Origin of the sequence: Flavobacterium sp. DG2-3 (assembly GCF_030730925.1) — a bacterium.
Lineage (GTDB): Bacteria > Bacteroidota > Bacteroidia > Flavobacteriales > Flavobacteriaceae > Flavobacterium.
On the sequence record NZ_JAVAMB010000020.1, the window covers coordinates 69,133 to 94,527 of the forward strand.

General features: G+C 34.5%; 17 protein-coding genes. 10 read left to right on the forward strand and 7 right to left on the reverse strand.

Features of this window, described 5'->3' with window-relative positions:
- Positions 1–7: 7 nt before the first annotated feature.
- From Q9Q97_RS20145 to Q9Q97_RS20160, 4 genes are all read right to left on the reverse strand, one after another.
- Complete coding sequence (locus Q9Q97_RS20145; protein ID WP_306160407.1) at positions 8–910, reverse strand: HlyD family secretion protein; 903 nt, start codon at positions 908–910, stop codon at positions 8–10.
- A gap of 11 nt (positions 911–921) precedes the next feature.
- Positions 922–2,163 (reverse strand): TolC family protein, encoded by a 1,242-nt coding sequence (locus Q9Q97_RS20150; protein ID WP_306160409.1) that lies wholly within the window; start codon positions 2,161–2,163, stop codon positions 922–924.
- A gap of 23 nt (positions 2,164–2,186) precedes the next feature.
- Positions 2,187–2,801, reverse strand: coding sequence for a TetR/AcrR family transcriptional regulator (locus tag Q9Q97_RS20155; RefSeq protein WP_306160411.1), 615 nt, complete (start codon positions 2,799–2,801; stop codon positions 2,187–2,189).
- A gap of 159 nt (positions 2,802–2,960) precedes the next feature.
- Entirely contained in the window at positions 2,961–3,941 is a 981-nt protein-coding gene (locus Q9Q97_RS20160; protein ID WP_306160413.1) for a YheT family hydrolase, read from the reverse strand.
- A gap of 308 nt (positions 3,942–4,249) precedes the next feature.
- Between Q9Q97_RS20160 and Q9Q97_RS20165 the strand changes: the two genes are divergently transcribed.
- Complete coding sequence (locus tag Q9Q97_RS20165; RefSeq protein WP_306160415.1) at positions 4,250–5,620, forward strand: sensor histidine kinase KdpD; 1,371 nt, start codon at positions 4,250–4,252, stop codon at positions 5,618–5,620.
- A 276-nt stretch (positions 5,621–5,896) separates the two neighbouring features.
- Here the strand turns inward: Q9Q97_RS20165 and Q9Q97_RS20170 are convergent, their stop codons facing one another.
- Both Q9Q97_RS20170 and Q9Q97_RS20175 read right to left on the reverse strand, forming a co-directional pair.
- Positions 5,897–6,586 (reverse strand): SIMPL domain-containing protein, encoded by a 690-nt coding sequence (locus tag Q9Q97_RS20170; RefSeq protein WP_306160417.1) that lies wholly within the window; start codon positions 6,584–6,586, stop codon positions 5,897–5,899.
- A 51-nt stretch (positions 6,587–6,637) separates the two neighbouring features.
- Positions 6,638–7,276 carry a rhomboid family intramembrane serine protease gene (locus Q9Q97_RS20175; protein ID WP_306160419.1) on the reverse strand — a complete coding sequence of 213 codons (639 nt, stop codon included), beginning with the start codon at positions 7,274–7,276 and terminating at the stop codon, positions 6,638–6,640.
- A 112-nt stretch (positions 7,277–7,388) separates the two neighbouring features.
- Here Q9Q97_RS20175 and Q9Q97_RS20180 point away from each other — a divergent pair, with 112 nt between their 5' ends.
- On the forward strand, positions 7,389–8,261 hold the full coding sequence (locus Q9Q97_RS20180; protein WP_306160421.1) for a lysophospholipid acyltransferase family protein: 873 nt from the start codon (positions 7,389–7,391) through the stop codon (positions 8,259–8,261).
- Between the two features lie 224 nt (positions 8,262–8,485).
- Here the strand turns inward: Q9Q97_RS20180 and glmM are convergent, their stop codons facing one another.
- On the reverse strand, positions 8,486–9,874 hold the full coding sequence (gene glmM, locus Q9Q97_RS20185; protein ID WP_306160423.1) for a phosphoglucosamine mutase: 1,389 nt from the start codon (positions 9,872–9,874) through the stop codon (positions 8,486–8,488).
- A 257-nt stretch (positions 9,875–10,131) separates the two neighbouring features.
- On the opposite strand from glmM, the gene Q9Q97_RS20190 reads away from it, so the two are divergent.
- The 8 genes from Q9Q97_RS20190 to Q9Q97_RS20225 all read left to right on the forward strand — a co-directional run bounded on the left by Q9Q97_RS20190 (position 10,132) and on the right by Q9Q97_RS20225 (position 25,312).
- The gene (locus Q9Q97_RS20190) at positions 10,132–10,716 is read left to right on the forward strand and encodes an ACP phosphodiesterase (RefSeq protein WP_306160425.1); all 585 of its coding nucleotides are present in this window, start codon (positions 10,132–10,134) and stop codon (positions 10,714–10,716) included.
- A gap of 24 nt (positions 10,717–10,740) precedes the next feature.
- Positions 10,741–12,429, forward strand: a complete 1,689-nt coding sequence (gene ggt / locus Q9Q97_RS20195) for a gamma-glutamyltransferase (RefSeq protein ID WP_306160426.1) — start codon at positions 10,741–10,743, stop codon at positions 12,427–12,429.
- A 66-nt stretch (positions 12,430–12,495) separates the two neighbouring features.
- Positions 12,496–14,280: a chloride channel protein gene (locus Q9Q97_RS20200; RefSeq protein WP_306160428.1), complete on the forward strand. Its 1,785-nt coding sequence runs from the start codon at positions 12,496–12,498 to the stop codon at positions 14,278–14,280.
- Between the two features lie 60 nt (positions 14,281–14,340).
- Positions 14,341–15,294 (forward strand): Fic family protein, encoded by a 954-nt coding sequence (locus tag Q9Q97_RS20205; protein ID WP_306160430.1) that lies wholly within the window; start codon positions 14,341–14,343, stop codon positions 15,292–15,294.
- Positions 15,295–15,394: 100 nt separating this feature from the next.
- Positions 15,395–18,226 (forward strand): excinuclease ABC subunit UvrA, encoded by a 2,832-nt coding sequence (gene uvrA / locus Q9Q97_RS20210; protein ID WP_306160432.1) that lies wholly within the window; start codon positions 15,395–15,397, stop codon positions 18,224–18,226.
- A gap of 707 nt (positions 18,227–18,933) precedes the next feature.
- Entirely contained in the window at positions 18,934–19,662 is a 729-nt protein-coding gene (locus Q9Q97_RS20215; protein WP_306160434.1) for a TIGR00730 family Rossman fold protein, read from the forward strand.
- 299 nt (positions 19,663–19,961) lie between these two features.
- A complete protein-coding gene (locus Q9Q97_RS20220; protein WP_306160438.1) occupies positions 19,962–22,709 on the forward strand; it encodes an aminopeptidase in 2,748 nt (915 codons plus the stop codon).
- Positions 22,710–22,900: 191 nt separating this feature from the next.
- Entirely contained in the window at positions 22,901–25,312 is a 2,412-nt protein-coding gene (locus Q9Q97_RS20225) for a thiamine pyrophosphate-dependent enzyme (RefSeq protein ID WP_306160440.1), read from the forward strand.
- Positions 25,313–25,395 lie beyond the last annotated feature (83 nt).

The window sequence follows — 25,395 nt, forward strand, 5'->3', positions numbered from 1 at the left end:
CGGTGTTTTATTTTGACCAAAGAACTTCGCCGTACATTCCAATTTTCAAATAGCCGTCATTTTTAACCCTTACTTTGATGGCATAAACCAAATTGGCGCGTTCGTCTTTAGTCGGAATTGTTTTTGGAGAAAATTCAGATTTGTTCGAAATCCAAGCAATTGTACCCTGATATTCTTTATATTTTTTCTCACCCTCATCAATACGCACTTTAACCTGCTGTCCAATTTTAACTTGTGGCAACTGCGTTCCTGTAATATAAGCCCGTAGATCTAAAGTTTCAAGATTCGCAATTTTGTATAATGGTTTTCCTATTACTGCCATTTCATATTGTTCCGCATATTTTGCCAGCACAGTTCCCTTAATCGGATTTACAATAATACTTTTGCTCAATTGGTCTTCAATTCCTTTCAGCTGAACTCCAACTGTATTTCCTTGCTGTTTTAAGTTTTCGGTCGTAGTTTCCAGCGAACTTTCCTGAGCTTTGATTTGAGCTTGTAAAGCGGTAACTTTAGAATTTACATCATCCAATTGTTTTTGCGAAGCTACTCCGCCTTTCACCAATTTTTCTGTTCTATTTCGATCCAAAATTGCGTTATCCAGCTGTCTCTTTAAGCTTTCAGTCTGAACATTTATTTGCGGTCTGCCACTCAAAATTGCTTTTTCGTTTTGGCGCAATTGCATTTTACTGATAGCCAATTGTGTGCTATCTATAAAACCAACTTTTTGTCCCGCTTCCAATTGTTGGCCTTCCTCCACATTGAGTTGTAAAATTTGGCCGTTTGCTTCTGCTGACATAATCGTTTCTACAGCCTCAAAAGAACCCGAAGCATCAAAATCATTTTCGGTGTCTTTGCACGAAAACATGAAAATCATTGGGATAAGAAAATATAAAAGCTTGATCTTTTTCATAATATATAGAGTTAATTTCCTTTGATTGTTTGATACTCGTATTCTGCCATTAGTAATTGAATTTCGTGCAATGCCTTTTCTGCACGCGCATTTCCTTCTTTTTCTGCCGCATTCAGCAAATCTATTAACGGTCCTGCTCCAGTGTCATATTTAAGCTGATAGCCTTCGCGAATGGTCTGGCGAAGTTTTACGATAGCATCATCGTCTATTAAAATGGCTTTCTGCCTTTGTATATCTGCCGTTTTCTGATTCATCTGAAATCGGGTATTAAATACAAACGTTTCTTCTTGAACCTCTATTTTCTTCAATTCCTGCTGTGTAAGATTTTTTTCGTTTGAATTTTTATACAATCCTTTTATATCCCAGCCGACGCTTAATCCAGCAACGCCAATGGTAGAAATTTTCTGAGTTCCTAAATTAATTCCAGGCGCCAAAACTACACCTGCGCCAAGCAAGCCAACTTTAGGCATCAAACTTACTTTCTGCATATCAGACTGTGCGTTTACCAGATTTCGTTGACTAGCAAAAAGCTGTAGTTCTGGGCGTTTGATAATCGTATCGAGACCGATAGAAATAAACGGTTTTTCTAATTTTTCTTGACTGATATTTTTTCCTATCAAATAAGAAAGCATGGTTTGATAGCCTGATTTAGTATACTCAAAATCTTTTTTCTGTCGGCTGAGATTTAGCTGTTCGGCTTTCATTTCGTCAACATCTGTTTTGTACGCTAACCCATTTTCATGAAGTTTTTTAACTTTATCAATATTGTTAGAAAGGATCGTATTTTGAATTTGCAATTGTTTCAACTGTTCATCAATAAGCAATATTCCAAAATAAAGTTGATTGACTCTTGAACGCAAATCGTAAAGCGAAACATCAACAGAAGCTTTTTCGGTATTTGAAGATGCCTCTGCAATCTTTTTTTGTGTTTTGGTAGCTCCTCCATCCCAAATGGTCTGATTGATCTGCCCTAAACCGATGAACTTGAATTTACTGTCATTTCCAGAACCGCCCATTGTTGGAAAATCTCCAAAAACATAACCTTCTATCGCAGTCAAACTAATTTGAGGCAGATACGCTTTGTCGGCATTACTTAAAGTATATTCTTTGCTTTTTTCAATCAGTTCATATTGTTTGATCAAAGGATAATTTTCGACAGCCATTTTATAACTCTGATCAATTGTGAATGTCTGTGCTTGAGCCGAAGCAAAGAACAAAATTCCGATATATTTTAAATACAATTTTCTCATCATAAATAAATTAACTCTAGTTAGTATTAGACAGCAAACATCATATTAATCCATATTGGGATTTTTTTCTTACGCTCTTGCATTAAATCATGAAATTGAGAAGCTTCTAAATTTCTGCTTCCCATAATGATCGGTTTTGCAATGAACGGAAATACAATCAATCCCATAAGATTCATTATAAAGTGCAACGGATTAGGTTCTGCTATTTTCTTATTTTGAACGGCTTCTTGAAATTGTTTGATAAAAACAGAGTCAAGCACGATTTCTTTTATGGGCAGTTTTTTCAAAAGTCCTTCAGGATTATTTCGAACTTCGGTTAGAATAAAAATCGGAATTTCTGGTTCAGTACCAATAAAATCGATATATCGTTCTGCAATAATGGCTACTTTTTGTTCTAAAGAAGTTTTTTCATCATCAAAAATTATTTTCATGCTGCCGATAAAGCCCGATAAGGTTTCAGTCATTATAATTTCAAAAAGTTTTGCTTTGCTTCTAAAATAATAGTTCAGCAAAGCCAAATTCAAACCTGCTTCTTCTGCAATATCTCTAGTTCTGGTTGCGGAAAAACCCTTTTTATAAAAAACTGTTTTGGCTGCTGTTTTTATTTTTTCTTCAGTCGTAGCATCTTTATTTTCAGACATTTAAAATCTATTTTAATCATTTACCTACAAATGTAAATCATTTTTTAATACGTTAAACATATTTTTTAATCAAATGATTAAATATTTTGATTAATTCGACATTATCAAAAATTTCAAGGCATTTTTTCAACCTTAAATAACTTTTGAAACGAAATGAAATTAATGGATCAAAGTATGATCTGACTTGAAAGATTCGAAAAACTCAAAAGCTCTTTTCTCGGCATAAGAATACGTCGAATTGCGAAGCGGAAACGCACAATGCCCGCCATATTTTGGAGTTTCTAAATATACAAATGCACTGTTTTCTGCAATCGATCTTGGGTAACATCTTTCGCCCAAAAAAGGATCGTCGAGCGAATTAATAATTAAAACCGGTGTTGTAATATCTTTTAACGAAAACTCTGGAGAAACGCGATGGTAATAGTCATCTTTACTAGCAAAACCATGCAAAGGCGCTGTAAAATACTGATCAACTTCATCAAAAGATGTAATTTTGTCAATCTGATCGCGGTTAATGAAATCAGGAAATTGTGCTGCTTTGTATTTTAGCTTTTTCTTGATGTCAATGGTAAAATTCTTTAGATAAACTCTGTTAAAACCTTGCTTCAGCACTTCTGCACTGGTCGCGATGTGAGTTGGCACTGAAATAGAAACTGCAGCTTTTATACGTTCATCAATTTTTGTCCAGCCCAAATAATTAAGCAACTGAACGCCGCCCATAGAATATCCGATGAGATAAATATCTTCTGCTCCTTTTTGAAGAACAAACTGAACTACTTCATCCAAATCGTCAACAGCGCCATGATGATACAATCTTGGCAAACGGTTCATTTCTCCTCCGCAAGTTCGATTGTTCCAGGCAAAAACCGAAAAACCTTTCTGCTGAAAATAGGCAGCGCAACTATTGTTGTACGTTCTTCGCGAATCGCCTTCTAAGCCGTGGCACAAAATAACCGCTTTTTTCGGATCGTTTATAATGTAATCGATGTTGATAAAATCACCGTCACTTAACTCATGCTTTTCTCTTTTATATTCAGGAACTTCAAACCTTTTAATCAAGGCAGCATAAATGGTAGAAACATGCCTGTTGCGATGAATAATAGAAGGAGAATTATATTCTGATTGTTCAATTAGTGGCATAACAGAAGTTTTTGTGGTACTTATATACAAATCTAAGAAATCATTTAATATGTAATTTAATTCTTTCTTTCTATTTTTTATAATTTATGAAAGAATTTAGAATCAAAATGTATTCAAAATATAATAGATTAATTTAAACCTTAAACTGCAGTTAATTTATAAAAACGGTATAAATGCTTCAGACCATTTCAAAGAAAACAAATTGTTAAATATGCTAGAATCTCGCGCTCGTCCCGCCAACTCTGACTTGAATGTTTACTTTATTCGTATATTTGTAAAATAGATTTTTAAAAAGCAAAATCCTGTAAATGTTCGAACTCTTACCAGTAGATCCAAAAACTATATTTCTACTTTACTTTTGGGGCAATTTATTTACCTGCATTCTTATTTTCAGTTTTTCTTTTTCGTATGCCACTAGCGACAACAGAAAAACGTTAAGATGGTTTGGCTTGGGTAAATTGATACTTACTGTCGCATGGATTATGGCGCTTATGCGAGGCCTTATTCCAGATTTTGTTTCTATCAACATTTCAAATTCTATGATTTTCGGCGCTTGCTGTTTTGAGACAATCGCAATGCTTTCCTTAATTAAATCGCATGCAAAAAGGCATTATCGATTTCAAATCGCCGTTACTGCAGTGGCAATACTAATTTTTAATATTGCAACGCTTTTTGACGCATCGATGAATACGCGCGTCATAATTGGCGGAATTGGCATATTTGCCATTTATTTATTGCCCACGATAGCTTATTTTACAGAAAAGCAAAAAAGCTTTTTCAAAACTTTTTATGTTTTGTGTTATATGGGTTTTGAAATTTTAATTGCCATACGAACAGTTCACCGCTATTTATATCCTCAAGATCTTATTATTTCTAAAGACACTTTCGACAGTTTGTACAGCATTTGTTTGTTTCTGTTGACTTTAATCGGAATTGTGGGCTTTTTGCTTTTGGTTAAAGAAAAGCAGGATCACAAAATTAAAAAGCTTTTAAACGATAAAAACCAGTTTTTTTCTATCATTTCTCACGACTTGAGAGGGCCGTTAGGATCGTCTGTTTCTCTTTCTGAAATTTTGCTCGAAAATATCGACCAATACAGCAGAGAAGAAATTAAAGAAATATCAGAAATGCTACACGACTCAAATAAGAATATTTACAAATTGCTCGAAAATCTCTTAGACTGGTCGAGAGTGCAGACCGGAATGATTACTTTCAATCCAAAAAAGACACTTTTGAATGCTTTAATTGAGGAAAATATTGAATTGAGCAGAAATGTAGCTTTAAATAAAAATATCAACATCTCATTTGAATCAACTTATCTTATAGAAGCAGAAATTGATAAAAATATGATCAGCACAGTTTTACGCAATCTGCTCAGTAATGCCATTAAATTTACAGACAAAAACGGCGATATTAAAGTAAAGCTCATCAAAACCAATCAGAAAGTACAAATTTCTATTAAAGATAACGGAATCGGAGTTCCTGATTATATTAAAGAAAAACTATTCAAAATTAACGGAAAGGTGCTGCAAAAAGGAACAGAAAACGAATTAGGAAGTGGACTCGGACTTCTGCTTTGCAAAGAGTTCATCAATATTCACGAAGGGGAAATTTGGGTAGAAAGTGAAGAAGGAAAAGGAAGTACTTTTAGGTTTACGCTTCCGATGAAAATATTATAAGTAAAATTCCAAATTTGAAATTCCAAATTCCAATCTGAAATATTAAATTCCAATTTAGAAATTCCAAATTCCAATCTAAAATCTAAAATCTAAAATCAACTGTCAGGCTGAGCGGAGTCGAAGCCTACGTACTGTAAGACACACAGTAATGATTTAGCATGAAATCCTTCGACTTCGCTCAGGAAGACCAACTGCGTGTGCGTTTTTTAAACAAAAAAATCCAAACTCCAGTTTTTTTAATTGGAATTTGGATTTTTATATTGGAATTTAAAACTTTTAATCTAATACAAAACTAACGCTAACATTTGCTGTAATTTCGATTTCGCCAATTGCTAATGTTTCGTTTGAAGCTCCCATTGAATCTGCTTCTTTCATTCTCATTGCAGCATACATTGGCTGTGGGTGGTAAACCTGAGAATTATCAGAGATTGTAAAAGCTTTACCTACTTTTTGTCCTAAAACAGACACATATTCTTCTGCTTTTGTTTTAGCATCTTTCATCGCTAATTTTCTAGCTTCAGACTGGTATTGTGCTAATTTAGATGATTCAAAAGAAACTCTGTCAATTCGGTTAATACCTTGCTGAACCAAACCTTCCATTAACTCATCGTATTTAGCTAAATCTTTCACTACGATTTCTACTGTTTGAGTAGCATTATAAGAAGTTTTCTTTTTCTCATAATCGTACTGCGGATTAAGAGCTACTTGTTTTGTTTTAAAATCTGCTGTCGGGATATTCATTTTTTTGATGAATTTTAAAACAGCATCCATTTTTTCGTCGTTTTGTTTTTTAACGTCTTTAGCATTATTCCCTTTTGTTTCAACAGAAGCTGAAATACAAACCTGATCAGGTGCTACTTTTACTTTTCCTTCTCCATTAACATTAATTAGAGGTACTTGTTTGATTTCTTGGCCGTAAGACATAGTCATAAACATGATTGTTAAAAATAATACTAGTTTTTTCATTTTTGTTACATTTTAATATTTGAAGAAAGCATTCCAAAAGTTATGCCAGCATTACAATTTTCCCAATTTTGCCATTCCGAAAAGTATCAAAATCGGAATCGCCAAAAGCACAACCATCAATGTGTGGTCTGTAAACAGGGATGGCACTTTGATCAAAGTAATCAAATAACCGCCTATAGCACCTCCAAAGTGTGCTGTATGCCCAATATTGTCATTTTTAGCCTTCATTCCGTAAATTGAGTATAATAAATATAAAATTCCGAAAAGATAAGCCGGCATCGGAATGACAAAAAAGATCCCGAGCATCATATCGGGCTGTAGTAATATTGCCGAATACAAAACTCCGGTTACAGCGCCAGAAGCTCCGACAGCTCTATAACTATAATCGTTTTTATGAAATAACATGGTCAAAAGGCTTCCGAAGATTAAACTTCCAAAATAAACCAGAATAAAAGAAAAGTTGCCAAGCCAGCCTAAAACTACGGGAGCAAAAAAATACAGGGTCAGCATATTAAAAATTAAATGCATCATATCTACATGCAAAAAACCCGAAGATAACATTCTGATTTGCTCTCCTGAACGAATGCTTCCTACATGAAATTCGTATTTTCTAAAAAAATAAAGATCGTTAAAACCTTTGTAACTAATAACAACGTTCGCAATGATAATCGCTATTAAAATAATATTCATAAGTACTAATTATTGTGAATTGTAAATATAATCATTCTTAAAGATAAGTTAGCAAGAAAGCAAAATATCAATAGCTAATCATTTTTAATTTATCTTTGTAAAAAAAATTTACATGCAGTTTCTTGTCTATATTTTAGCCTATCCTTTGCTTTGGCTTATCTCTATACTTCCATTTCCCGTATTTTACCTTTTCTCAGATTTTGTTTATTTTCTGGTTTACAGAGTTATCGTATATCGTAAAAAAGTGGTACGCGCAAATCTGGCACTTGCTTTACCGCATTTAAGCGATGCCGAAAGAAAAGATGTAGAAAAGAAATTCTACAAACACATGTGCGATATGTTTTTGGAAATGGTAAAAACAATGAGCATATCTCCTGAGGAAATGGATAGAAGATTTCATGTTACCAACATTGATCTTGTGCTTGATTATGCTAAAAAAGGAAAAAGCGTGATTCTTGTAGCTTCGCATTACGCAAGTTATGAGTGGCTGTTAACGATTAATCCTAAACTTGGATTTCAGGGAGTGGCGGTTTACAAAAAACTGGCAAATCCTTATTTTGATAAATTGGTTCGAAAAATCAGATCTAAATACAATACCGAAATGATCGAAACCAGAAAAGCGATTCCGACCATGGCCCAAAATCAGCGAAATGGGGTTTTAAGCATGTACGGTTTAGCAAGTGATCAATCTCCAAAATTGGATCGAATTTTTCATTCGATGAAATTCATGGGAGTTGAAGTTCCTGTTCATACAGGAGCAGAAATGCTGGCAAAAAAATATGATCTGGCCGTGATTATGGTAAAAGTAAAAAAAGTAAAAAGAGGTTTTTATGAAGCAACTTTTCTTTCTCTTGCTGATAATCCGAAAGAATTTAAAGACTTTGAAATTACAGAAATGTATCTAAAGGAAGTCGAAAAACAAATTCTTGAACAACCCGAATTTTATTTATGGACGCACAAAAGATGGAAACACCGCGTCAAATAAATTTAATTTTAACACATAGAAACATAGATTTTTATTGATCTGTTTAAGATTAAAGAAAAAGCAAGCTTTAACAACACATAGTTCTATGTGCATCATTCAAAGTGAAACGCCTTTAATAAGTTCCAAAAAGCTATGCTTCTATGTGTTAAGAATAATACAATCAAATAGAAAAAGCCTCTTTAGAAATTTTCCAAAGAGGCTTTTTTATTTCAAAACTGAAAATTTTAGATTCCAGCAATTACTTTTATTTCATCAATAATTCGAAGTGCCAATTGATCTGCAGCTTCCTGAGAAGGCGCTTCTGTATAAATACGAATAATTGGCTCTGTGTTTGATTTTCTTAAGTGAACCCACTCTGTTGCAAAATCAATTTTTACACCGTCAATTGTAGAAATGTCTTCGTTTTTATATTTCTCTGTCATTTGAGTTAAAATCGCATCAACATCAATTTGCGGTGTCAATTCAATTTTATTTTTGCTCATGTAATATTCTGGATAAGAAGCTCTCAAAGCAGAAACAGACATTTTTTTGTTTGCCAAATGCGTTAAGAACAAGGCTACTCCAACCAAACTGTCACGTCCGTAATGCAATTCAGGATAGATAATTCCACCGTTTCCTTCACCACCAATTACAGCATTATTTTTCTTCATTAATTCTACAACATTTACTTCGCCTACAGCACTTGCTTCGTAGTTTCCATTATGAGAATTAGTCACATCACGTAAAGCACGAGAAGAAGACATATTAGAAACTGTATTTCCTGGAGTTTTGCTTAAAACGTAATCTGCAACAGCAACCAAAGTATATTCTTCACCAAACATTTCTCCGTCTTCGCTAATAAAAGCCAAACGGTCAACATCTGGATCTACTGCGATACCAAAATCTGCTTTTTCTTTTACAACAAGCTCAGAAATATCCGTTAAATGTTCTTTTAATGGTTCTGGGTTATGAGGAAAATGTCCGTTTGGTTCGCAGTACAATTCTACTACTTCAACGCCCATTAATTTTAATATTTTAGGAATAATAATTCCTCCAGACGAATTTACTCCGTCAACTACGACTTTAAATTTAGCCGCTTTTACCGCTTCGATATCAACCAATGGAAGGTTTAAAACTTCATCGATATGAATATCCATGTAAGCGTCATTCGAGATCACTTCTCCTAAGCTATCCACATCAGAAAATTCAAAAGCTTCAGCTTCTGCAATTTCAAGGATTTTTGCTCCGTCAGCTCCACTTAAGAATTCTCCCTTAGCATTTAATAATTTTAAAGCATTCCATTGTTTTGGATTATGAGAAGCAGTTAAGATAATTCCACCGTCTGCTTTTTCTAACGGAACAGCCACTTCAACAGTTGGCGTTGTAGAAAGTCCAAGATCGATAACATCGATTCCTAAACCAATTAAAGTATTTACAACTAAGTTGTGAATCATTGGCCCAGAAATTCTAGCATCACGGCCAATTACAACAGTCAATTTATCTTTAGCAATATTATTTTTTAAGAAAGTTCCGTACGCCGACGCAAATTTCACTGCATCAACAGGAGTTAGATTATCTCCCACTTTTCCTCCGATCGTCCCACGGATTCCAGAAATAGATTTTATTAAAGTCATTTTTGTGAGTTATGGTTATTTTTTTACAAATATAGAAAAGTTGCCGAGATTCTTAGATGCTAAGTTTTAATAAAAAAGGTTCTAAGAGTCTTAGCTGCTAAGCTTCTAAGCCTCTCACAACCTTAGCAGCGCAGTAGCTTAGTAGCTTAGCAACTTTGAATTTATATAACAAAACCATTTAAAAAAGTTTTATTACATTTACAATAATAAGCTTCGTTTCTTAGTACCTCAGAACCTTAGCAGCTTAAAAATAAAACATGAATTTCTTAGCCCACATATACCTTTCTGGAGAAAATGATCTGATTAAAATCGGGAATTTTATGGCTGACGGAATTCGCGGCAAGCACTTCGAACATTTTCCCGAAGATGTTCAAAAAGGAATTTTACTGCATCGATTCATAGACACCTATACCGATTCTCACGATATTTTTAGAAAAAGCACCAAACGCCTTCACGATCGCTACCATCATTATGCGGGGGTTATTGTAGATATTGTTTACGATCATTTTCTTGCCAAAAACTGGACTCAATATTCTGATGAAAAATTAGAGCTTTTTGTGAAACGTTTTTACCATTCGCTACATGATAATTACGATATTCTTACCGAAAAAACGCAGGGTTTAATGCCGTATATGATTGAAAGAAACTGGCTTTTAAGTTATCGAACTACTGACGGAATTCACAATATCCTGACTCAAATGGACAGAAGGTCTAAAAACATTTCGCAAATGCAATATGCTGTTGAAGAGCTTATTGAATTTTATGATGAATTTGAAGAAGAATTTACACTTTTCTTTGAAGAAATGAGAGAAGAGGCCAAAGGAAAATTGCTTTCTCTTTAAGCCCGTATTTAAAATTTATTGCCCATGAAAAAAATTACATTTTTAATAGCACTTTTATATCTAAACAGCAGTCATGCACAAGAAATCGCTTCAAAACCAACGGGATTAGTGGTATCAAAAGCGATGGTGGTTTCTGCCCGCGAAGAAGCATCAAAAATTGGTTCTGACATTATGAAAAGAGGCGGAAATGCCTTTGATGCCATGGTCGGAACGGAACTAGCTCTTGCAGTTGCTTTCCCATTTGCAGGAAATATTGGCGGCGGCGGATTTATGGTGTACAGAAAAGCAAATGGCGAAGTCGGTTCTTTAGATTATCGCGAAAAAGCACCGTTAGCAGCCACAAAAGACATGTTTTTGGACAGCGAAGGAAATGTTATAAAAGGAAAAAGCACCCAAACAGCTCTTGCCATTGGTGTTCCGGGAACAATTGCGGGCGTTTTTGCTGTACATAAAAAGTATGGAACGATGCCTATTTCTAAAATTCTTGAGCCTGTAATTGCTTTAGCAGAAAGAGGCGTTATCGTTACCCAAAAACAGGAGAAAAGCTTAAAAGATTATCATGAAAGCATTGTGAAAATTAATGGTGAAAATTCGCTGTTATCAGGCAATTTCAAAGAAAACGACACGATCAAATATCCTGCATTAGCTAAGACTTTAAGAAGGATTCAGAAAAAAGGGAGAAACGAATTCTACAAAGGGGAAACGGCAAAAATATTAGTCCATTATCTTAAAGAAAAAGGCGGCATTATTACGCTACAAGATTTATCAAAATACGAAGCCAAGTGGAGAAAACCGCTTCAGTTTACTTATAAAGATTTAAAAATAACCTCGATGGCGCCTCCAAGCAGTGGCGGAATTTGTCTGGCTCAAATTTTAAAAATGCTCGAGCCTTATGATTTAGCTAAAATGGGACATAATTCGGCAGATGCAATTCAGGTTATTGTAGAAGCAGAAAGAAGAGCTTATGCCGATAGAAGTTATTTTTTAGGCGATCCAGATTTTGTCAAAATTCCAGTTAAAGAATTATTGGATGAAAATTATTTGCGTGAAAGAATGGCGAGTTTTAATCCTGAAAAAGCCACTTTATCTACCGAAATAAAAGAAGGAAAAGTCAATTATGCCGAAAGTACAGAAACAACGCATTATTCGATTGTAGATCAATTTGGAAATGCGATTGCGGCTACAACAACCTTAAATGACGGATACGGTTCTAAATATTACTGCGACGAACTAGGTTTCTTTTTAAATAATGAAATGGATGATTTTAGTGCTAAACCTGGATCTCCAAATATGTTTGGTTTAGTTGGAAATGAAGCCAACAGTATTGCGCCCCAAAAGCGAATGTTAAGTTCTATGACGCCAACAATTGTAGAAAAAGACGGAAAACTGTTTATGGTTGTAGGAACTCCAGGAGGCTCTACCATTATTACTTCTGTGTTGCAGACTATTTTGAATGTTTACGAATATAAATTGAGCATGCAGGAAGCTGTAAATGCTCCTCGTTTTCATCATCAGTGGCTGCCCGATTTGATTACTTTTGAACCCAATACTTTCGAAACTAAAACCATAGACCGTCTTAAGGCTAAAAGTTATATTATTAACGAAAAACCAACACCTATAATTGGAAAGGTGGATGCTATCTTGGTTCTTCCAGATAATAAACTAGAAGCGGGAGCCGATTTTAGAGGAGATGATACTGCAGTTGGATTTTAATCGTTTATAGTTTTTATTATCTAAGATTATACCCTAATTTTGTAAAACAGATAATTTTAAGACATAATGATAAGAAAATATTTCAGAAGACTAGAAAGTATAATTGCTTTGGCACAATCGTTAATGACTCCAAAACAATTTCTTTTTTTATCTAGTGTTTTAACCGGAATATCATGTGCTTTTGCCGTAATTGTTCTTAAAGCCTTCGCACACAGCGTTTTTTCTTTTGCCACATACATTAACGGAATACTAAAATTGAGCTTCATTAATAGTATCCTGCCAATTATTGGTATTTTATTAACGGTTTTAGTGGTAAAAAAAGTCCTTAACGGTACCATTCAAAAAGGAACTTCACAAATCCTTTATGCTGTAGCCAAAAAAGCAAGTATTATCCCGAAAAAGCAGATGTACGCGCAGATTGTGACGAGTTCCTTGACAGTTGGTTTAGGAGGTTCTGCAGGTTTGGAGAGTCCGATTGTGATAACGGGAGCAGCTTTCGGTTCCAATTTTGCTCAAAATTATAAACTGCAATACAAAGACAGAACTTTATTAATTGGTTGTGGTGTTGCTGCCGGAATCGCAGCAGCATTTAACGCTCCAATTGCAGGAGTACTTTTTGCTATTGAGGTTTTATTGGTAGATGTAAGTATCTCTGCCTTTACTCCTATTATGATTTCTGCCGCAACAGGTGCTTTGGTTTCTGCTATTGTCTTAGACGAAAGCATTTTATTAAGTTTCAAAAAGCAAGAAACTTTCGATTTTCATAATATTCCTTTCTATGTTCTTTTGGGGGTTCTTACTGGATTGGCCGCGATTTATTACTCGAGAAATTTTCAGAAAGTCGAACATTATTTTGCCAAACAGCAGATTAATCCATACAAAAAGGCTTTAATTGGCTCTTCGCTTTTAGCGTTACTGATCTTTATTTTCCCGACCTTATTTGGTGAAGGTTACGAAAGCATTAGAACACTTTCTGAGGCAGATCCTGGAAAAATATTAGATAACACCTTATTTGCCGATTTTAGAAATAATCAATGGGTTTTGCTTTTATTTGTAGGAGCTACTATGATGGTTAAGGTTTTTGCTTCTGGATTAACCATTGGAAGCGGCGGAAACGGAGGTAACTTCGCTCCTTCTCTATTCTTGGGTTCTTATCTGGGGTATTTCTTTTCTAAATTAGTTACGTTAGTGGGTTTATCTAAACTTCCAATTTCCAATTTCACAATGGTCGGAATGGCTGGAATTCTAAGCGGTTTATTTCATGCTCCGCTTACCGCTATTTTCTTAATTGCTGAAATTACTGGAGGTTACGGATTAATGATTCCGCTTATGATTGTTTCTTCCATCAGTTTTGCTATTTCTAAACGTTACGAAAAGTATTCGCTTGACGTAAAAGGATTGGTTAAAAAAGGACATGCTTTTACCAGCAATAAAGATTCTAATATTTTATCGACTTTAGATATTGATACTATCATTCAATGCGATTATTTAACCGTTCATCCTGATGAAAATTTAAGCAAATTAGTCGATCTTATTTCACATTCTAATCAGGTGGTTTTTGCAGTTGTCAATAACGATAAAGATCTTGTCGGAGTGGTTCACTTTAATGACATTCGAGAAATTATATTCAACTCTTACCGCGTAAAATATACCTCTATTAAAGATGTTATGAAATCACCATTAGCAACAATTTCTACACTTGATAGCATGGAAATCGTAATGCGAAAGTTTGAAACTTCAAAATCGGCGTTTCTTCCTGTTTTAAGAGATGGAAAATATTATGGCTTCATTTCCAAATCAATAGCACTTGAAGCTTATAGAACAAAACTTCGTTCTATGACAATTGAATAAGCTTAATATCGGATAAGTTAAAAATTTTAATTATCCGATATTAAGACATATCTTTGTGGCATGTGGAATATCGATTTAACATACCGCACAGAATTTGAATCAACCTTTGAAAGATTGTATCAAAAAAGACAGGATTTGCAGAACAGCAGACCACTGCCTAACATCGCTTTGAACAAAATTCGCGAAAGCCTTTCCTTAGAATGGACATATAATTCTAATAGTATTGAAGGAAATACCATGAGTTTAAGAGAAACCCAAATGGTTATTCAAGAAGGAATTACAATTAAAGGAAAATCACTTCGAGAGCATTTTGAAGTACACAATCATTATAAAGCCATTGATTATTTATACTCGATTGTCAGCGACGATTACAAACTAAGAAGCATCGATATTCTATCTATTCATGGTTTGGTTTTACGATCTATTGAAGATGATTTTGCAGGACGCATTCGAAATGGTGGCGTTAGAATTTCTGGTGCTAATTTCATGCCTCCAAATGCCAATAAAGTTTCAGATTATCTGGATGAACTGATTGATTTTATCAATACAAATCCTTTAGGTTTAAACGATATTGAACTCGCAACGATTTACCATCATAAACTAGTTTGGATTCATCCTTTTTTTGATGGAAATGGAAGAACAGTTCGCTTAAGTATGAATTTGCTATTAATGCGCTGTGGCTTTCCGCCTGCCATTATTCTTAAAAACGACCGTAAAAAATATTACGAAGCGCTTAATCAGGCTAACAATGGCAATTATCAAAAACTAATTCTTTTGATGTGTCAGGCTTTAGAACGCACACTCAATATTTACTTAAATTCAATGCCTGGAAGCAGTTATGATTTTCAGCCAATAGTAAATATTGTGAGTGAGCCCGAAAGCCCTTATGGCCAAGAATACATTAGTCTGCTTGCCCGAACCGGTAAAATTGATGCTTACAAAGAAGGACGAACTTGGTACACCTCTAAAGAAGCCATCGAAGAATATATGGCAACAAGAAAAAGAAAACGCTGATATTAAATCAGCGTTTTTGTTATTATTTGTAACATAAAGTTTTGCTATCGAGCACTAAAAGAACAAATCAAAGTGGTAACTTTGCGTTTTGCTCAAAATTATGCTAGATAAAGACAATACTATTGAAGTTCTTGGTGCAAGAGTTCATAATCTAAAAAATATCGATATATCTATTCCGCGTGAAAAACTGGTTGTTATTACCGGTTTATCAGGTTCTGGAAAATCATCTTTGGCATTTGATACTATTTATGCTGAAGGACAGCGCCGTTACGTAGAAACTTTCTCGGCTTATGCCAGACAATTCCTTGGCGGTTTAGAACGTCCTGATGTTGATAAAATCGACGGACTTTCTCCCGTAATTGCGATTGAACAAAAAACGACGAGTAAGAGTCCGCGTTCTACAGTTGGAACCATTACCGAAATTTACGATTTCTTAAGGCTTTTGTACGCTCGTGGTGCAGATGCCTACAGTTATAATACAGGCGAAAAAATGGTTTCGTATTCTGATGAGCAAATTAAAGATTTGATTATTCAGGATTACAACGGAAAACGCATTAATATTCTGGCGCCTGTTATTAAAGCCAGAAAAGGGCATTACGCCGAATTGTTCCAACAGATTACCAAACAAGGTTTCTTAAAAGTTCGCGTAAACGGAGAAGTTCAGGATTTGGTTGCAGGAATGAAATTGGACCGTTACAAAACGCACGATATCGAGATTGTAGTCGACAGAATGGTAATCGAAGATAATCCTGATACTCAAAAAAGATTGGCAGAAAGCATTAATACAGCGATGCATCATGGTGAAGATGTATTAATGATTTTGGATCAAGATTCTAATGAAGTGCGTTATTTCAGTAGAAATTTAATGTGCCCATCGACAGGAATATCGTATCAGAATCCAGAACCGAATTTGTTTTCGTTTAACTCTCCAAAAGGAGCCTGCCCGCATTGCAACGGATTAGGAACGGTACATGAAATCAACGTTAAAAAGATTATTCCGAATCCAAAATTATCTATTAAAGCTGGAGGTTTTGCGCCTCTTGGCGAATATAAATCTTCATGGATTTTCAAACAATTGGAAACGATTGGAGAAAAATTCGGATTTAAAATAACCGATGCAATCGAGAAAATTCCTGAAGAAGCTTTGACCATGATTTTATATGGCGGAAAAGACAAGTTTTCTATCAATTCTAAAGATCTTGGTGTTACAAGAGAATATAAAATTGACTTTGAAGGAATTTCAAATTTCATCAAAAATCAATACGACGAAAGTGCTACAACCTCTATAAAACGCTGGGCAAAAGACTTTATGGACGAAATTCCATGTCCAGTTTGCGAAGGTTCTCGTCTTAAAAAAGAAGCCTTATTTTTTAGGGTGAATGGAAAAAATATCACCGAATTGTGTGATATGGATATTTCAGATTTGACAGCGTGGTTTCTAGATTTAGAAAATCATTTGACTGACAAACAGCTTTTAATTGCATCTGAAGTTGTAAAGGAAATCAAAGACCGTTTGAACTTCTTGATGAATGTTGGTTTGAATTATTTGGCTTTAAGCCGAAGTTCAAAATCGCTTTCTGGCGGTGAGGCACAGCGTATTCGTTTGGCAACACAAATTGGTTCACAACTGGTTGGAGTTTTGTATATTCTAGATGAACCGAGCATTGGTTTGCACCAAAGAGATAACGAAAAACTGATTCAGTCACTAGAGCAATTGCGCGATATCGGAAATTCTGTAATTGTTGTAGAACACGATAAAGACATGATCGAAACGGCAGATTATGTAATTGATATTGGTCCAAAGGCTGGAAAATATGGAGGTGAAATCATCAGCATTGGAACTCCAAAAGAAACTTTAGCCTCAGATACCATTACTGCTCAATATTTGAATGGTAAAATGAAATTTGACATTCCGAAAGAAAGAAGAAAAGGAAACGGTAAATTCTTGAAACTAACTGGAGCCACGGGAAACAACTTAAAAAATGTTTCAATTGAGATTCCGCTTGGACAAATGACATGCGTTACAGGAGTTTCTGGAAGCGGGAAATCGACTTTGATTAATGAAACTCTTTACCCTATTTTAAATGCTTATTATTTTAATGGGGTTAAAAAACCGCAACCTTATAAAAAGATTGAAGGTTTAGAACATATAGACAAAGTAATCGATATTGACCAAAGTCCGATTGGAAGAACGCCGCGTTCGAATCCAGCGACTTATACAGAGGTTTTTACTGAAATTAGAAACCTGTTTACAATGACTTCTGAAAGTATGATTCGTGGTTATAAAGCGGGACGTTTTAGCTTCAACGTAAAAGGCGGACGTTGCGAAACCTGTGAAGGTTCGGGTGTAAGAACAATTGAAATGAACTTTCTTCCAGACGTTTATGTAGAATGTGAAACTTGTCAAGGAAAACGTTTCAATAGAGAAACTTTAGAAATCAGATATAAAGGAAAATCTATTTCAGATGTTTTGGATATGACGGTTGATGAAGCTGTTCCGTTCTTCGAAAATATTCCGAAAATCTACAGAAAAATCAAAACGATTCAGGATGTTGGTTTAGGTTATATCACACTTGGTCAGCAGAGTACAACATTATCTGGCGGTGAAGCACAGCGTATTAAACTGGCAGGAGAATTATCTAAAAAAGATACTGGAAATACATTTTATATTCTAGACGAACCAACTACAGGATTACACTTTGAAGACATTCGTGTTTTAATGGAAGTAATTAATAAATTGGTTGACAAAGGAAATACGATCTTAGTGATCGAGCATAATATGGATGTAATTAAACTTGCGGATTACATTATCGATATTGGTCCTGAAGGTGGAAAAGGCGGAGGACAGCTTGTTGCTAAAGGAACTCCTGAGGAAGTTGCGAAGAATAAAAAGAGTTATACGGCTAAGTTTTTGAAAAAAGAGTTGGAGTAATAAAAGATCTTTGGCAAAGTTTAAAACTTTGACAAAGATTATATAAACTGCGTTCCTATATTTAGTCGAACCTACGATTACTTTGATCATGTGCTATTCCGTTTCGACGGATTAAAATCCGTCGCTACAAAATTAAGATATAACTACAGTTCTTTTCCGCATTTTTGTCATTTCGACGAAGGAAACCCGAGCGATAGCGAATAGGCGAAGCAAATCTCCGTTAGAAACTCTACAAAGATTGGCGAATTTCTACATGGAGCTACTTGCTAAGATTTCTCCTTCGTCGAAATGACAAACTCTACGGTTACTGTGTGTTTTACATGATGCTTGTCATTTCTACAAAAAGCAAAGAAATCACTGAATTATTAACCTATTGGTAATGAAATACAAGCAGAATTATTTCACGAACAAATGTTACATTTAAATTAATAAATATACATTTCTATAACAATTCTAGAAAAAAGCGTTAATTTAGTATCCGCTTTTTTTGAAAAATTCAAAGCTTTAAAATAATGACCTTTCGATTGAACCAAAAGTTCGATTGAAGTCGAATGCCCTAGCCCTGATGGGAGCGGGATTTCCCGATTAACAAAAACTACGGCTAAAAAGCCTGGTTTTTCTAAATCGGGACTATAGCGGACAGTAGGAACAGCTCCTTCATAAAATCCGCCAAAAACATAAATGAATAATAAATTAAAATACCTAAAATGAGATTAGAAGATTTTGATAATGATGAAGATAAAGTAATTCAGGACCGTTTAAAACAAAGAACGTGGAATGAAATTAAAACCAATGACAGCTGGGCAATTTTTAAAATTATGTCTGAGTTTGTGAATGGTTACGAAGCAATGGGACGTATTGGTCCGTGTGTTTCGATTTTTGGATCTGCAAGAACAAAACCAGATGATAAGTACTATTTATTGGCTGAAAAAATCGCTTACAAAATCAGTAAAGCGGGTTACGGTGTGATTACAGGAGGTGGTCCCGGAATTATGGAAGCTGGAAATAAAGGTGCGCATTTGGGAGGTGGAACTTCAGTTGGTTTGAATATCGAGCTTCCGTTTGAGCAGCATTTTAATCCGTATATTGATCACGATAAAAACTTGAATTTTGACTATTTCTTTGTTAGAAAAGTAATGTTCGTTAAATATTCGCAAGGATTTGTGGTGATGCCTGGAGGATTTGGAACTCTAGACGAAATGTTTGAAGCGATCACTTTGATTCAGACTAAGAAAATTGGAAAATTCCCAATTATTTTAGTTGGAGTTGAATTCTGGTCTGGATTGATTGAATGGGTTAAAACGGTTTTGGTAGAAAAAATGCAAACGGTAAGTCCAGGCGATTTAGATCTGTTTAAAATTGTTGACACGGAAGATGAAGTTGTTGACGTTTTGGATAAATTCTATAAAAAATACGATTTAAGTCCGAATTTCTAAATTTTTAAACCATATAAGCAATATAAGTATAATTAAGATTTAACTCAGAAATGAGGAGTTTAATGAACTTATATTACTTATATGGTTAAATTTTACTGTAAGTATATAAAAATTGAAAGCTGTTTTTTTAAACAGCTTTTTTTATACTATTTTTACAAAAATCCGAAATCGTAATATGTCCGCAACATAATATATCTGATAATTTTTTAAGCCATTATTTGAAAGCACTTTATAAAATTATTTGTCTCTTTTTAGCTTTATCCTTTTCGATAAAACTAACCGCACAACATCAGTCTAAGATGGAAGTGGCGGTAAATCTTGAGCTAAAAACACTAAATATTAAACAAGATATTACGTATCATAATACTACGAATGATACTTTGCTTTCGATTGTTTTAAACGATTGGAATAATGCTTTTGCTGACAAAAACACGCCACTTGCTAAACGTTTTTCTGATGAATTTTACAGAGGTTTTCATTTGGCAAAAGCCGCAGACAGAGGAAAAACAACCATTATTGGTTTAACCGAAACTAATTTTTCGGCTCTGGAATGGGAAAGAAGCGCTCAGGATCCTGATTATATTATTGTCAAACTAAACCGCAAATTGCTTCCGAACGAAAAAATCGATTTGCATCTTAATTATATTGCCAAAATACCAAACGACAAATTCACTCATTTTGGTTTTGATCAAAACGGCGGTATGGCTTTAAAAAATTGGTTTATAAGTCCTGCCCGTTTTGAAAATGGGCTTTTTGTAAAATACAACAACTACAATCTGGATGATATTGCAAATGCCGTAAGCGATTACGAAGTTGAAATTAAAATTCCGAACGAATATTCTATTACGACCGATTTAAATTCGGTTTCCAAAGATATCACCAATCAAAATTATAGCGTTTACTCTTTTTCTGGAAAAAACAGAACCGATTTTAGTCTTTATATCGAAAAGCAAAACGGTTTTAGAACCTATGATAATGGCTCTTTACAGGTTGAGACGAATTTAAAAAACAAAAAAATAGACGAAATTCAGAAAGCGATTATCATCAATCGTGTGGTTTCTTATGCGGAGAAATTTATTGGCAAATATCCGCACGAAAAAATAACGGTTTCTCAAGCCGATTATGACCGAAATCCGTTTTATGGCTTAAATCAGTTGCCTTCATTTATTAGTCCGTTTGAGGATGACTTTATGTTTGAGATTCAATTTTTAAAAACTTTTTTAAATAATTACCTCAAAAACAGTCTTCGTTTAGATCCAAGAAAAGACAATTGGGTTTATGATGCCATTCAGATTTATTCGATGATGAAGTACATGGAAGAACATCATCAGGATGAAAAAATGCTTGGCAAGCTTTCAGACATGAAGCTTTTTAAAATTTACAATATCACTAATCTGACTTTTAACGAGCAATACAGCTATTATTATATGCTGATGGCGCGTAAAAATCTAGATCAGCCACTTGGAGATCCGAAAAATACGCTAATAAAGTTTAACGAACAGATTGCGAGTAAATACCGCGCAGGGTTAAGTTTGAGCTATTTAGACGATTATCTTAATCATGATATTGTCCCGAATAGCGTAAAAGAATTTTATAACCTGAACCAAATTGGACAATCGAATCGTTATGATTTTGAAAAAATCTTAATTCAAAAAAGTCCAAAAGATATTGATTGGTTCTTTAAAACCATTATTGATTCGAGAGATATTATCGACTATAAATTTTCTGATGTTTCTAGAACTCCAGACAGCATAACCTTCTCTGTTAAAAATAAAACTGGGATCTACGCTCCTATTCCGATTTACGGAATCAAAAAGAAAGAAGTTGTTTTTAAAGAATGGATTGAACCAAAAACAAAAGATTCTGTTTATACTTTCAGCCGAAAAAACGCAGACAAAATTGTAATCAATTATGATAATGAAGTTCCAGAATACAACCAGAGAAATAACTGGAGATCGCTAAAACATGTTGCACTGAATCGTCCTTTAAAGTTTAATTTTGCTAAAGATTTAGAAGATCCAGACTATAATCAAATACTGTATCTTCCGACGCTTAATTACAATTACTATGACGGTATCACGCCAGGAATCCGTTTTAGCAATAAGACCATTTTAGACAAACCCTTTAATTTTGACATTAATCCAGCCTATTCTATAAAAGCAGGAACGCTTTCCGGTTCATCTGCCTTTTCATGGAATCAGTATTATAGAAATAGCACTTTATATAATGTTCGTTATTCTATTAGCCAGAATTATTTTCATTATGCTCCAGACGCGACTTATTTGAGATTAAATCCGATGGTGCAATTTCGCATTCGCGAAAAAGATTTCAGAGACAACAGAAAGCAGATGTTTTTATTCCGTCAGGTTATCGTAAACCGTGAAGCGAGCGAATATATAACAGATAATTCAACACCTAATTACTCTGTTTTCAATGCCCGTTATTCGAATACAAGAACAGAATTAATAGATCATTTTAACTTTATGACCGATTTGCAGTTTTCTAGCGGATTCGGGAAAGTTTCTGGAGAAATCGAATACAGAAGGTTATTTGAAAACAACAAAAAGTTAAATTTAAGATTATACGTTGGAAGTTTCTTGTACAACACAACAAACTCAGATTATTTTAGTTTTAATTTAGACCGTCCGACAGATTATTTATTTGATTATAATTTATTTGGAAGATCGGAAAGCACTGGCTTTTTTAGCCAACAGTATGTTATTGCAGAAGGAGGATTCAAATCACAACTTGAACCATCGTACGCCAATCAATGGATGACAACTTTGAATGCGAGTTACGCGGTTTGGAATTGGGTAGAGCTTTATGGAGACATTGGTTTCTTAAAAAACAAACATCAAAGCGAGTTCTTTGCTTATGACACTGGAGTGCGTTTAAACTTGGTTCCTGACTATTTCGAACTTTATTTTCCTGTTTATTCTAATAATGGATGGGAAATATCACAACCTAGATACAATGAAAAAATACGATTTATAATCACTTTCTCCCCAAGAACATTAGTTACTCTTTTTACTCGAAAATGGTTTTAATCAAATAAAAATTAAACAAAAACTTGCGAAATTATCAACAATATAAAAATTTAAGTAAAAATAACATAAATAAAATACGTAGTTTTTTGGTTTTGAATAGAAATAATTAAATTATATTTATTTCAAAGAATTATGATTATTGATTGTTTTTAAGTAATTTCGCGTCATAAACAATGACCCCCTTCAAGATGATGATAAAAGAAAAAAACAATACTACACTGACATTTGAAGATTTCAAAACTGAGGTATTGAATGACTACAGAATAGCTGTAACAAGCCGTGAATGTAGTCTTTTAGGTCGAAAAGAAGTATTAACAGGAAAGGCTAAATTTGGAATTTTTGGCGACGGAAAAGAAGTTCCGCAGCTGGCAATGGCAAAAGCTTTTAAAAACGGAGATTTCCGTTCTGGATACTATCGCGATCAGACTTTTATGATGGCTATTGGTGAATTGGATGCCAAACAGTTTTTTGCCGGTTTATATGGTCATACCGATCTAGCTTTTGATCCGATGTCTGCGGGAAGACAAATGGGCGGACACTTTGTAACGCACAGTTTAAACGAAGACGGATCTTGGAAAGATTTAACGAAACAAAAAAATTCAAGTTCAGATATATCGCCAACTGCAGGGCAAATGCCAAGATTATTAGGTTTGGCTCAAGCTTCTAAAATTTATAGAAACGTTGACGGAATCACAATTAAAGATAAATTTTCTGTTGACGGAAATGAAGTGGCTTGGGGAACTATTGGTAACGCAAGTACTTCTGAAGGGTTGTTTTTTGAAACCATAAACGCTGCAGGAGTTCTTCAGGTTCCGATGGTAATGAGCGTTTGGGATGATGAATACGGAATTTCTGTTCATGCTAAACATCAGACTACTAAAGAAAATATTTCTGAAATTTTAAAAGGATATCAGCGCGATGAAGATTCTAAAGGTTACGAAATCTTTAGAGTAAAAGGCTGGGATTATGCCGAATTGGTTTCGACTTATGAAAGAGCTGGAGCAATTGCACGCGAAGAACATATACCCGTTTTAATTCACGTAAACGAATTGACACAACCACAAGGCCACTCTACTTCTGGTTCTCACGAACGTTACAAAAGTGCAGAAAGATTGGCTTGGGAGAGAGATTATGACTGTATTCGCCAAATGCGTTTATGGATGATCGCTATTAATATTGCTTCTCCAGAAGAACTGGCAGAACTTGATTTCCAATTAAAGAAAGAAGTTTTAGAAGCTAAAAAAGAGGCTTGGAACGCTTTTATTAATCCGATTATTGAAGATCAAAAAAATCTTTTAGAATTATTGGAGCAAATTGCTGAAGCAAGCATCAATCATAAAGAAAGAATCAAAAAATTAATTTCTGAATTGGCAGCGATTAAAGCGCCTTTAAAAAAGGAACTTTTAGTTTATGCCAGAAAGATTCTTCGTTTTATTGAAGTTCCAAACAGCAAAGTTCTTTTATCGAATTGGATTACGAAATTCTTGAGTGAAACTCAGGAAAAATTCAGCAGTAATCTGCATTCTGAATCTGCTCAAAATGTGTTTTCTGTAGAAAAAGTTCTTCCAGAATATGCAGAAAATGCAAAACCAGATTTGGATGGAAGAATGATTTTGCGTGATAACTTTGACGCTTTATTTGCTAAATATCCGGAAACTTTAATTTTTGGTGAAGATGTTGGAAACATCGGAGACGTAAATCAAGGCCTAGAAGGCATGCAGGAAAAATACGGAGAACTTCGTGTTGCCGATGTCGGAATTCGTGAAGCGACTATCATTGGTCAGGGAATTGGAATGGCTTTAAGAGGTTTACGCCCAATTGCTGAAATTCAGTACTTAGATTATTTATTGTATGCTATTCAGATCATGAGTGACGATTTAGCTACTTTACAATATAGAACGGTTGGAAAACAAAAAGCACCGTTAATCATTAGAACTCGTGGACACCGTTTGGAAGGAATCTGGCATTCTGGTTCGCCAATGGGAATGATTATCAATGCGATTCGCGGAATTCACGTTTTGGTTCCGAGAGATATGACACAAGCTGCAGGTTTTTATAACACTTTGTTAGAATGTGACGAACCTGCTTTGGTTATCGAATGTTTGAATGGATACCGTTTAAAAGAAAAAACGCCTTTGAACTTTGGTGAATTCAAAACACCAATTGGTGTTGTGGAAACTTTAAGAAAAGGTTCTGATATCACTTTAGTTTCTTACGGATCAACTTTAAGATTGGTTATGCAAGCGGCTAATGAATTGGCTGAAAAAGGAATTGATTGTGAGGTTATTGACATTCAATCATTACTTCCGTTTGACGTGAGTAAAGATATTGTGAAAAGTGTTGCCAAAACAAATCGTCTTTTAGTAATCGACGAGGATGTTCCTGGAGGAGCTTCGGCTTTTATTTTACAGCAGATTTTAGAAGAGCAAGACGCTTACAAATATTTAGACAGCAAACCGCAAACTTTAGCAGCAAAAGCGCACAGACCTGCTTACGGAACTGACGGTGATTATTTCTCTAAACCTTCTGCAGAAGATATCTACGAGAAAGTTTATGCTATGATGCATGAAGTGAATCCTTCTAAGTTTCCTGCTTTGTATTAATTTTAAATTTTAGATTTTAGATTTTAGATTTTAGATTTTAGATTTTAGATTTTAGATTTTAGATTTTAGATTTTAGATTTTAG